Source organism: Vibrio jasicida 090810c (assembly GCF_002887615.1).
Taxonomy (GTDB): Bacteria; Pseudomonadota; Gammaproteobacteria; order Enterobacterales; family Vibrionaceae; genus Vibrio; species Vibrio jasicida.
Window position 1 is genome coordinate 2895433 of sequence record NZ_CP025792.1, and the last position, 12328, is coordinate 2907760.

The window sequence follows — 12328 nt, forward strand, 5'->3', positions numbered from 1 at the left end:
AAAAGATAAAATGAAACCGTCTCTCGTCTCTCGTCTCTCGTCTCTCGTCTCTCGTCTCTCGTCTCTCGTCTCTCGTCTCTCGTCTCTCGTCTCTCGTCTCTCGTCTCTCGTCTCTCGTCTCTCGTCTCTCGTCTCTCGTCTCTCGCTTCTCCCATCCAATATCTCCCTGTATACTCCGCACCAAATTGATACGAAAAGGCGATCACGATGGAATTTGAATTCATCCGCAACACATTGATGGGCGAATACTATGTCAAATGCAGCATGGGGCATGAGATTGTGGGTCGTTGGTTGCAAGAAGAAATAGGCAAAGACCCAGCAAAAATTGCTCAGGTAGAAGCTTTAATTAATCAGGCATTTTCTTCGCCATCTCAAGAGCATAGATTAACCGGTGCAGAGATCAGTTTGATGATCCACGGTGATGAGGTGCTAGTGCAAGAAAACGCGCTGGGCCATGAGTATGAAGTGGAAATGGAAAGCGAGTTTGATTTCTACGATGCAGAGAGTACAGCCAGCTGTGGTATAGAAGATTTTTGTGCCTTGATAGAGCAATGGAAAGACTTTTTGAACATTTAATGCACAGTTTTGGGTAGTCTAATTAGGATTGCCTTATATTTGTGAAAAGGGTGCACCGATATGGTGCGCCCTTTTTGTTTATAAGTTTGTTAATTTCACTAATTCTATAAAAATCAATGGGATAAAAAGTTGGCACGCCGCTTGGATTAATATGAATGTTTCAGGATGAAAGCTGCGGAGAAGATTCAATGAAAATCATTAATGCCATTATAAAACCTTTTAAGTTAGACGATGTACGCGAAGCATTGGCTGATGTCGGTATTGAAGGGATGACAGTATCAGAGGTTAAAGGTTTTGGTCGTCAGAAAGGCCACACGGAGCTATACCGTGGCGCCGAGTATCAAGTCGACTTTCTACCAAAAGTAAAACTAGAAATCGCTACCCATGCAGACAATGTGGAGCGCGTGGTAGAAGCCATCACTAAAGCGGCGCAAACCGGCAAGATTGGTGACGGTAAGATTTTTGTCTACGACTTAAACCAAGCGGTGCGTATACGTACTGGCGAAATGGACGCAGAAGCACTTTAAGAATTCAAGGGATTGGAGAACTATCATGGAATTAACAACAACGGTAACTGAATTACGTTACGCACTCGACACCTTTTTCTTCCTCATTTCCGGTGCGTTGGTCATGTGGATGGCAGCAGGTTTTGCCATGCTAGAAGCGGGCTTAGTTCGCTCTAAAAACACAACAGAAATTCTAACTAAAAACATCTGTCTTTACGCGATCGCTTGTACCATGTTCCTATTGGTTGGCTACAACATTATGTATGTCGATAACGGTGAAGGCGGTTGGTTACCATCATTTGGTGCACTAATTGGCACACAAGGTGAAGGTGCTGACCACTCTCTAGAGTCGGACTTCTTCTTCCAAGTCGTATTTGTAGCAACAGCAATGTCAGTGGTTTCTGGCGCGGTTGCAGAGCGTATGAAGCTTTGGTCTTTCCTAATTTTCTCAGCGGTACTGACTGCATTTATTTACCCAATGGAAGGTTACTGGACTTGGGGTGGTGGCTTCCTATCAGAAGCAGGCTTTAGTGACTTTGCGGGCTCAGGTATCGTACACATGGCGGGTGCTTCAGCAGCATTAGCTGGCGTACTATTACTGGGTGCACGTAAAGGTAAATACGGTAAAAATGGCGAAATCTACCCAATCCCAGGTTCAAACATGCCTCTTGCTACATTGGGTACGTTTATCCTTTGGTTCGGTTGGTTCGGTTTCAACGGCGGTTCTCAACTTATGGTTTCGGATTTTGAGAACGCGACTGCAGTTGGTCAAATTTTCCTAAACACCAACGCTGCAGCTGCAGCAGGTGCAATTGCCGCACTATTTGTATGTAAAACAACTTGGGGTAAAGCAGACCTAACGATGATTTTGAACGGTGCGTTAGCTGGTCTTGTTGCTATCACGGCTGACCCTCTATCACCATCACCGCTTTATGCTGTGGCGATTGGTGCGGTATCAGGCGCGCTAGTAGTATTCAGCATCATCGGTTTGGATAAGATTAAGATTGATGATCCAGTAGGTGCTATCTCAGTTCACGGTGTGTGTGGTTTCTTCGGCCTAATGGTTGTGCCACTGAGCAACGGTGATGCAACGTTTGGTGCACAGCTTCTAGGTGCGGCAGTTATCTTTGCTTGGGTATTTGGTGCAAGCCTAGTGGTATGGGCAATCCTGAAAGCGACAGTCGGTATCCGCGTATCGGAAGACGAAGAGTTAGAAGGTATGGATATGCACGACTGTGGTGTTGGTGCTTACCCAGAATTCGTGACTGTGAAATAACACTCACAATGTAATAAATAGTTACAAACTTAACATTAAAAAACCTGCTCCAATGAGCAGGTTTTTTTATTGATTAATTGTTTTCTTATTGAACATGCATATAATAACGCAACTGATAAACGTTATCATTAGCATGGTAAAGGATTAAACAATGAAAAAACTGCTAACTCTTTCAGCGATTACTTACGCTACTCTGGCTCCAACGGCAATGGCTGCTGAAGAAGTGAACGTGTACTCTTACCGTCAACCTTTCCTAGTTGAACCTATGTTCAACGAGTTCACTAAAGAAACTGGCATTAAAGTAAACGTGAAGTTTGCGAAAAAAGGTCTAGCAGAGAAGTTGGCTCAAGAAGGCGAATACAGCCCAGCTGACGTAATCCTTACCACAGATATCAGCCGTCTAGCTGAACTGACAAACAAAGGTCTGGTTCAAAAGGTAGACAGCAAAATCATCGAAGAAAACGTACCAGCACAGTACCAAGACAAAGAAAACGAGTGGTTTGCTCTGACTCTACGTACTCGTAACGTTTACTCTTCACGTGACCGTGTTGGCAAACTAGGTGACGACTTCAACTACGCTGACCTAGCAAAGCCTGAGTTCAAAGGCAAAATCTGTACTCGTAGCGGTAAGCACCCTTACAACGTATCTCTAGTATCTTCTATGATCGCTCACCACGGTGAAGCTGAGACTAAAGAGTGGCTAGAAGGCGTAAAAGCGAACCTAGCTCGTAAGCCTCAAGGTAACGACCGTGCTCAAGTTAAAGCAATCAAAGAAGGTCTATGTGACGTTTCTCTAGGTAACAGCTACTACCTAGGTAAGATGGTTAACGACAAAGAGCAAAAAGCTTGGGCAGACGCGGTATACATCAACTTCCCTAACCAAGAGACAACAGGTACGCACGTGAACATCTCTGGTATGGCGATGGCGAAGTTCTCTCCAAACAAAGACAACGCTGTGAAGCTTATGGAATTCCTAACGGGTGACAAAGCGCAGCAAATGTACGCAGAAGTAAACTACGAGTACCCAGTGAAGGAAGGTGTTAAGCGTTCTGAGCTTGTGGAATCTTGGGGTGACTACAAAGCAGATACGATTTCTCTAGATGATATTGCTTCTCACCATGAAGCAGCAATCAAGCTACTAGATGAAGTGAAATTTGACCTTTAATTCCATGTGGGGGTATAACTGTACCCCCATTTTATTAAAGGATATGAGATGTATTTGCAGCCGCATTTGTATTTCATAAAGCCTTGCAGTATTTAGGCAATGAAGAATAAACATTCTCTATGGAAAACCAGTAGTGGGGCTATCACCCTGTTACTGGTTTTGCCGATCTTAGCGATCTTCTATACCGCCATTGGCGAGACAGATGACTTGTTCACACACTTGATGTCGACGGTCATGCCTACCTATATCTATAACACCGTAGTTCTGACTGCAGGTGTGATGCTTCTTTCTTTGATTCTGGGTATTCCAAGTGCTTGGTTTATGGCGATGTGTAAATTGCCAACTGAGAAGTGGTTGCAGTGGGCCTTAGTTCTACCACTTGCGATGCCGGGTTATATCATTGGTTACATTTTTACGGATTGGTTTGATTTTGCTGGGCCAATTCAAATCTTCTTACGTGATATAACGGGATGGGGCCCAGGTGAGTATTGGTTCCCTGATATTCGGACCTTAGGTGGTGCGACCTTCGTTCTTTCTCTTGTTCTTTACCCATACGTTTACTTGCTTTGTCGTGCTGCATTTATGGAGCAGAACGTTTCTCTACTGCAGAGTGCTCGCTTGTTAAAATGTTCCCCTTGGGAAAGCTTTTGGCGTATCTCTTTACCGCTTGTAAGACCCTCTATCGCTGTTGGTTTGTCTCTGGTAGCGATGGAAACCATCGGTGACTTCGGAACCGTCAGCTATTTTGCTGTGAACACGCTTACTACGGCGGTTTACGATACTTGGCTTGGGTATTCGAACCTCAATGCAGCCGCGAAAATCTCAGCAATGATGTTGATGATTGTAGTGTTGTTATTGAGTGCAGAGCGCTACAGCCGTCGTAAGCAGAAGCTGTTCCAAAGTCAGTTTAATAGTCATGAAGACTTCCGTTATGAGCTACGAGGTTGGCGAAAGTGGGGCGCATTAATTTGGTGTTGGGGCTTGGTGGCAATCGCGTTTATCTTCCCATTGCTACAGTTAATTGATTACGCCATCACTTACTTTGCACAAAGTTGGACGCCGGAGTTTCGTGAATACGCATGGAACAGTTTGGTGGTGTCAGTCGTGGCTGCAATCATTGGTGTTGCGATTGCGTTGACTGTGAACTTCAGTCAACGCGTAAATGGCGGCCGCTCTAGCTTGGCGTTTATGCGTTTGTCTTCGTTGGGCTATGCCGTCCCCGGTACGGTACTGGCTATCGGTGTGATGGTTGCTGTGTTGTTTATGGATCACCGTGTTAACGATATTGCGAAAGCGATGGAATGGGGTAGACCTGGGCTTATTTTCTCTGGTTCTATGTTTGCGCTGATTTTCGCGATGGTGGTACGTTTCTCGGCTGTTGCAATTGGCAGTGTGGAAAGTAACTTAAATAAGATCTCTCCATCGTTGGATATGGCTTCCCGTACTATGGGCTGTACGCCAAATACCATGCTTTGGCGAGTGCATTTCCCGTTGGTTAAACGTGGTGCACTAATTGCTGGTTTGTTGGTGTTTATTGAGTCAATGAAAGAGCTGAATGCTGCATTACTATTGCGACCATTTAACTTTGAAACCTTAGCGACGTATGTATACAACTTCGCTTCGGATGAGCATTTAGAACTTGCTGCTCTGCCAGCAGTATTACTGGTCCTTGTTGGGTTAATCCCGCTTGTAGTTGTTAACCGTTCACTGGAGCAAAGTCATTGATGAGCTGCGCATTATCCATTAAAAACCTAACTTGTCAGTATGACGACCAGACTGTCCTTGAATCACTTTCTCTCGAAGTTGAGCAAGGTCAGATTGTCTGCCTACTTGGCGCGAGTGGCTGCGGTAAGACAACGCTTTTAAAAGCGATTGCTGGCCTGCTTCCTCTGAGTTCAGGTCAAATGAGTTTGAACTGTCTTACGATTGATGACGGTAAAAACTGGCTACCACCAGAGCAGCGTAATATCGGTATGATCTTCCAAGATTACGCTTTGTTCCCGCACCTGACAGTCGCTGAGAACATTGCTTTTGGTTTGAAGAACGAATCGGCGCAGCAAAAGCTGATTAAAGTCGAAGAAATGCTCGGCTTGGTTCACCTTAAAGGTTACGGTGACCGTTATCCTCACCAACTTTCTGGCGGCCAGCAGCAACGTGTGGCGATTGCTCGTTCATTGGCTTACAAACCAGACCTTCTGTTGTTGGATGAACCGTTTTCCAATATTGATACCCAAGTTCGTCATGAACTGATCCGTGAGATCCGTAAAATCTTCAAAGAACAGGGGGTTACCGCGATTTTTGTCACCCATAGCCGTGAAGAAGCGTTTGCTTTTGCCGATAAGATGGCAGTGATGAACCATGGTGTGATTGAGCAGTACGGCACGGCATCTGAACTTTACTACCAGCCTTTGAGCAAATTTGTTGCGGACTTCTTAGGTGGTGGTAGCTACCTTGTTGCGAAGAGAATTTCCGACAATGAATATCAAACCCACCTAGGTGTGGTGGAAGCCAATGCTCAGCAGGAAATCCAAGTAGATGATGAGTGTGCATTACTGCTTCGTCCTCAACATGTTCAAATTACTGCGGATGAAGAGAGTGCAATCAAAGTACTTGAACAGCACTTTATGGGGGATCACTGTCGCTACGTGATAGATGTCAATGGTGACCGACTGTTGGCTACTTCAGCTCAGGCGTTGAATGTCGGGGATAGTGTGATAGTAAAAGTTGAAACCCAAGGTGTATTAGCTTTCGCGTAATGTTTACATCTATAAAATAAAAAGGCCCGGCGCTGATGCCGGGCAAGTGTTCTTCACCTATAGGATTGTGCTCAAAGCGAGCACAAGGTTCAGCTATAAAGACAAGAAGTCCTTAAACTGTTGAAGAACACGTTCTGCAGTGTCCTTATCTTGCATTTCTGCAAAAATTCGTAGTAGTGGCTCAGTACCTGAGAAGCGAGCAATAATCCAACCGCCGTTCTTGAAGTACACTTTCGCACCGTCTTCGTAGCTGACTTTCTCGATCTCAAATTCAAACTCAGGCAACTGCTTCTCAACATAAATCTTGTTGAATAGCACTTCTTTTTGCGCAGGTTTGAACTTGCAATCGCCTTCTGCCATGTAGGCATATCCGTATTTGCCGTAGATTTCATCCAGTAACTCAGACAGTTTCTTACCAGTGACTGAAATCATTTCTACTAATAGGCTTGATGCAAATACACCATCTTTGCCTTTAATATGGCCACGAATAGTTAAGCCGCCAGAGCTTTCACCGCCAATTAGTGAGTCGTCAGCTTCCATTTGAGAGCTGATGTGCTTAAAGCCTACAGGTACTTCAAAGCACTTCTCACCGTGGTCTTCCGCAACTTTGTCTAACAAGTGTGTTGTTGCGATATTACGCACTACTGAACCGGTCCAACCTTTGTATTCGAGCAAGTAGTAGTAAAGCAGTAGTAGCACTTCATTCGGGTGAATAAAGTTGCCTTTCTCGTCGATAATACCAAGACGGTCCGCATCACCATCGGTACCAATACCGATGTCATAGCCTTCTTGCTCGACAAGGTGCATCAAGCGGTAAAGGGTTGCTGCATTTGGTGATGGCATTAAGCCGCCAAAGTCAGGGTTCTTACCGTCGTTGATTACGTCTACTTCACAGCGGCCATTAATCAATACGGTTTGCAGCGCATTTTTAGCAACACCAAACATCGGGTCGACCAAAACGCGAAGGTTCGCTTTTTTGATGGCTTCAATGTCGATAAAGTCGATGATCGAATCGACGAACTCGTTCATCGGGTTAATAATATCAATCAGTTTGTCTTGTACTGCCTGATCAAAATCGACGCTTTTCACATCTTGTGCTGTAAGCGTTGCGATTTGAGACTCAATTTTTTCTGTGATGATTTCATCGGCATCACGCCCACCTTCGATGAAGACTTTGATGCCGTTATAATCCGCAGGGTTGTGTGAGGCTGTAATACACGCAGAGTATGCACAGCCCATCTCTTTTGCTTTAAACATCACGATAGGCGTCGGCACGAACTTATCGATAAAGCTAACTACGATGCCATTTGCTGCCAAAACTTCAGCAAACCAGCGACCAGCTTTATCAGAAAGAAAACGGCGGTCATAACCGATAATAAAGCCGCGATCAGCAACGGACTCAGCGTTGGTAATGTTTGCGACTGCTTGAGCAACCAAACGTACATTATCTTTAGTGAACTCCTCACCGATAAATGCACGCCAGCCGCCTGTACCAAATTTGATCATGATTCGATCCTCGATAAGAGCGGCGTCCCACCGCTTCTTAAATCTTTGCTAGCGAACCGATGCACTTATCGAATTCAAGTGCATCGGATAAATCAAAAGGGGAGAAGCTCTCCCCTAAGAGATGATTAACCTAGAGTAACGATAACTTCGTTTACTGAACCTTCCGCTTGAACTGGTACAGAGGCACCATTTACTGCTTCACCGTTCACAGTAATCGACTTAACGCCTTTGCTTACTGAGTCTGGGTTAACGACTTTGATGTTGTACGTTGCACCTAGCCATTGGCGAGTCACTTCGAAGCCTGGCCAGTTCGTTGGGATACATGGATCGATAGTCAGACCATCAAAGCCTGTTCGCACACCAAGGATAAAGTTGGTAACTGCGAAGTATGCCCAGCCAGATGTACCTGTTAACCATGGGTGGTTTGCACGACCGTGGTCTTGGTGGTCACGACCCATGATGAACTGCACGTATGAGTAAGGTTCTGCAATACGTTTTTCGATGATGTCGTTCTGGTTGTATGGGTTAAGTGCATCGTAGAATTTCATTGCACGATCACCACGACCCAGTTTCGCTTCAGCTACCCAAGCCCATGGGTTTGGATGCGAGAAGATTGCACCGTTCTCTTTTACGCCTTGGTAAACACGAGTCACGAAACCGATGTCATCGTTCGGCGTTGCAAATGATGGTGAGTTTAGATGCAGGCCGTACTCAGAGAACAGGTTCTCATCGACTGCGTCCATCGCTTTTTCACCGCGCTCTTGAGAAACCGCACCAGAAAGTACTGCTAGCGTGTTTGACTCAAGGTGCACTCGGCCTTCCGCTTGTTGCGCTGTACCGATCTTGTCACCATTCTTCGTCAGACCACGGATGTACCAACCGCCTTCGTCGTCCCAAAGGTGTGTTTCACACGCTTCACGAACGTTTGCTGCCATAACTGTGTATTTCTCAACATCCGATTCTTTACCTAGGTATTTCGCTAGGTCAATGAACTCTTGCAGTGCCCAGAAATGTAGGAACGACACCATTGAAGATTCACCACCACCTAGGTTCAGACAGTCGTTCCAGTCTGCGCGTAGACCTTTACAGATACCGGTTTGACCGACGTATTCAGCCGAGAAGTCTAGCGCTGCTTTCATGTGGTCATAAACGGTTGCATCACCGCCGTCTGCGTAAGGGATCACTTCGTCAAAGAAACTGTGCTCACCCGTTTCCATCACGTACTTACAGATGGTTGGAACTAGCCATAGGTGATCATCTGAACACGTGTCTTCGATGCCGTGGATCTTGTCTTCATCAGAAGGCGTTGGAACGACGGTTGGAGATTTAGATGGCTTAACATCAGCTTTCTCAGGATCGAACCAGTCTGGATCGAACAGGTGCAGACCGTAACCTGCTTTCACTTGGCCACGAAGTAGGTCAACAAGACGCTTGCGGGTCATTGCCGGGTTGGCGTGAGGAACAGAAATCGCATCTTGCGCTGTATCGCGGTAGCCAAGACCAGTACGACCACCCACTTCGATGAACGAAGCAAAGCGAGACCACACCACACAAGTTTCTGCTTGGTATAGGGTCCAAGCATTGATCATGGTATCTAAACCTTCGTTTGGTGATTTCACTTGGAATTTATTACAACGCTCATCCCAGTGTGCTTTGATGCCCGCAAATGCATTGTCTACTTCAGCGAGATCTTGGTATTTAGCGCGAAGGCGGTCGCCGTTGCCTTTACCGATACCTAGGATGTATGCGAAACGAACTTCTTCACCTGGTTGGATAGTAAATTGCTTGTGTAGAGAGCCACAGTGGTTGTAACACGTTTGTGCGGTGTTAAAACATTTACCTTGTTCTACTGCTAGTGGGTTTGCTTCGTCGCGGTATAGACCTAGGAAGCTGTCACGTTGGCCGTCGTATGAATCTGGGTCAAACGTTGAAGCTAGGTAGTAGAAACCTTCGAAATCGTTGGTGTTATAGTACAAGTCGTATTCAATCACACCTTCATTGTAAGACGTGCCTGCAGAGTACAGAGACATCTGGTGGTTTTGGTTGTCTGATTGAATATGGCTGAACGAAAATTCTACAAACGAGAATGCACTGATTGTGCGCGGCTTGTCTGAAGTGTTCTTGATAACCACATCCCAAACTTCAGCGTCTTCGCCTTTTGGTACGAATAGGGTTTTCGTTGCTGTAATACCGTTGTATTCACATTTGAACTTAGAGTAAGACAAGCCATGGCGAACTTCGTAGTTTGCTTCATCTAGGCTTTTTGCAACTGGTTGCCAAGAGATTGACCAGTAATCACCTGTCTTATCATCACGTAAGTAAACGTAGTGCCCAGGACGATCGAATGTCGTGTTTGGACGGAATTTAGTAACACGGTTGTATTCTGGAGAGTTATAGAACGAGTAGCCGCCTGCGTTGTGCGAGATAACGGTACAGAACTTCTCAGTACCTAGGTAGTTAGTCCATGGCGCTGGTACGTCAGGGCGAGTGATGACGTATTCGCGATTCTCGTTATCGAAATAGCCGTATTTCATTTGTGTATTTCCTTTTTACAATACTGCGTTTGCAGTCAAATTTAATAATTCTTTAAGCAAGATGTATTGTCATCTAGCTTGGTATTACTTCCACGGTTTACGGTAATTCACTCCCTGCAAATCAAGCAGAGGAAGGTGCCCTTTCAAACGTGATAAATAGTCGGTCCAATCGCGGTGTTGTTTTTCAGTCCAACATGCTTCTGCCATGGCTGTTAAGCGAGGGAAAATCATGTAGTCCATACGCGATGGGTTGTTGATGATTTCGCACCACAAGGCAGTTTGAATGCCCCAAATGCGCTTTCTGATTGGGTCATCAGCAGGGACTTCTGCTAATGGCTCATAGTTGTATGCTTTCTCTAATGGCAATGGGTTTGCCCAGTCAACACCTGGCTCTTCTGGTGCATAGTCTTGGGTCATGTCGAGGTAGGTGGTTTGTGCTGGTTGCAGCACTACATCAAAACCTTGGCGAGCGCAGTTCAATGCAGCTTCTTCGCTTAGCCATGAGTAGATCACTGTATCTTTACTCACTTTGTTGCCGTGTTGGGCTTCTTCCCAACCTACCATTCGTTTGCCTAATTTTCGTAGCTTGTCTTCTGCATGACGTAAGAAGTGCCCTTGTAGCTCTTTGTAATCGGTATAACTCAATTGCTCCATAAGAGCTTGGCAAGAAGGGCTCTTAGACCACACGCCATTAGGTACTTCGTCTGCCCCAATATGGACATAAGGCGCTGGGAATAGAGCTGCTACTTCTTCAAGTACTTTGTCGATAAACTCGTAACTACCCGGCAGAGCAGGGTTGATGACATTATCGTTATAGTGCTGAATGCTGCGATATTCGGTTTTGTCTTCCGCTTCAACAAGTAGGTGTGGCAGAGATTTGATTGCTGCGCGGCAATGCCCAGGAACGTCAATCTCAGGGATGATAGTGATGCCACGCTGTGCTGCAAAAGCCACCACGTCTTTAATTTGCTCTTGAGTGTAGAAACCGCCGTAACGCTGAGTTAAATGGGTGTATTGCGGTTCGATGGTTTCATCGATACCACGCCAAGCGCCAATGTCTGTTAGTTGAGGTAAGGACTTAATCTCGATACGCCAACCTTCATCGTCCGTTAGGTGCCAATGGAAGGTATTGAATTTGTAATGTGCCAACAAATTGATGAGGCGTTTTACTTGCTCTACCGAGTGGAAATGACGAGCGCAGTCCAACATCATGCCACGGTAGCGAAAGCGAGGACTGTCTTTGATAGAGCAGCACACCACTTCCATAGTGTTGGCACTCTCGTCTCGTTTTAGTAGTTGCAATAAGGTCGCACAAGCATGGGTAAAGCCAGACGAAGACCCTGCCTCAATCTTGATCGACTCTTCAGATACTTTAAGTCTGTAAGTACCTTCGTCCAGTGTTGGGTTACTTTTGAATAAGATTTTCCCACTGTTAGAAGAAGACAATTTGAATTGGTGAATGCGTTCAAGCTCTTCCAGCAACCATGCTTTTGCTGAATTCGCTAAATCTGTGTATATCGCGACACCAACTTGCTCATCGAAGCTAAACGACAGGTCACTCACTTCAATATGGTTGGGCTTTGGTAATAAAGGCTGTGCATGCGTTAAGCTTGCTGGAATATCACTGCGTTCGCGATAAGGTGAGGCCAAAACGATAGGAGTAACATCAACTTGTGCGCGTTGTGGATTTCCGTCAACGACAAAGTCAATCATGGCTTCATTAAATCCATCCGAGTAATAACGGAATGGGTTTGAACCAATACTGAATTCACAGTAATAGTGATGGTTGGCAGCCAGTACCATACCTTCCGGTTTAAGTGTGCAAAAGCTACCAATTTGAGTCAGTTGACCATTTGAAACGCTGTCTGGAAGAATATAGCGGTCGAAAGCGAAAGTCAGGCTCCAATTGTTTAGGTCTTGGTCGCTCAAATTGTGAAAGGTGAGCCCAAAACGGCAGTTTTGTTTTTGCTCAGAAAGGACCACTAGATCAACACGATATTCCATGCTCA

Annotated in this window: 9 protein-coding genes; 6 read left to right on the plus strand and 3 right to left on the minus strand. The window is 45.5% G+C overall.

The genetic code is table 11. From position 1 onward, the window contains the following. The first annotated feature begins 207 nt into the window (after positions 1–207). The 6 genes from C1S73_RS13910 to C1S73_RS13935 all read left to right on the plus strand — a co-directional run bounded on the left by C1S73_RS13910 (position 208) and on the right by C1S73_RS13935 (position 6279). Positions 208–576: a YacL family protein gene (locus C1S73_RS13910; RefSeq protein ID WP_038865812.1), complete on the plus strand. Its 369-nt coding sequence runs from the start codon at positions 208–210 to the stop codon at positions 574–576. Positions 577–764: 188 nt separating this feature from the next. Next, complete coding sequence (locus C1S73_RS13915) at positions 765–1103, plus strand: P-II family nitrogen regulator (RefSeq protein ID WP_005439398.1); 339 nt, start codon at positions 765–767, stop codon at positions 1101–1103. Between the two features lie 25 nt (positions 1104–1128). Further along, positions 1129–2358, plus strand: a complete 1230-nt coding sequence (locus tag C1S73_RS13920) for an ammonium transporter (RefSeq protein WP_038865815.1) — start codon at positions 1129–1131, stop codon at positions 2356–2358. 151 nt (positions 2359–2509) lie between these two features. Continuing rightward, the gene (locus tag C1S73_RS13925) at positions 2510–3523 is read left to right on the plus strand and encodes a Fe(3+) ABC transporter substrate-binding protein (protein ID WP_038865817.1); all 1014 of its coding nucleotides are present in this window, start codon (positions 2510–2512) and stop codon (positions 3521–3523) included. A 99-nt stretch (positions 3524–3622) separates the two neighbouring features. Then, positions 3623–5248 carry an ABC transporter permease gene (locus C1S73_RS13930; RefSeq protein ID WP_038865820.1) on the plus strand — a complete coding sequence of 542 codons (1626 nt, stop codon included), beginning with the start codon at positions 3623–3625 and terminating at the stop codon, positions 5246–5248. After that, positions 5248–6279 (plus strand): ABC transporter ATP-binding protein, encoded by a 1032-nt coding sequence (locus C1S73_RS13935; protein WP_038865822.1) that lies wholly within the window; start codon positions 5248–5250, stop codon positions 6277–6279. Before C1S73_RS13930 ends, C1S73_RS13935 begins: the two co-directional genes overlap by 1 nt. Before the next feature lie 93 nt (positions 6280–6372). Here the strand turns inward: C1S73_RS13935 and C1S73_RS13940 are convergent, their stop codons facing one another. From C1S73_RS13940 to C1S73_RS13950, 3 genes are all read right to left on the minus strand, one after another. Further along, positions 6373–7785, minus strand: a complete 1413-nt coding sequence (locus tag C1S73_RS13940; RefSeq protein ID WP_038865824.1) for a phosphoglucomutase/phosphomannomutase family protein — start codon at positions 7783–7785, stop codon at positions 6373–6375. A 125-nt stretch (positions 7786–7910) separates the two neighbouring features. After that, positions 7911–10319, minus strand: coding sequence for a glycoside hydrolase family 94 protein (locus C1S73_RS13945; protein ID WP_038865827.1), 2409 nt, complete (start codon positions 10317–10319; stop codon positions 7911–7913). Between the two features lie 84 nt (positions 10320–10403). Beyond that, complete coding sequence (locus C1S73_RS13950) at positions 10404–12323, minus strand: beta-N-acetylhexosaminidase (protein ID WP_038865829.1); 1920 nt, start codon at positions 12321–12323, stop codon at positions 10404–10406. Between the last annotated feature and the right edge of the window lie 5 nt (positions 12324–12328).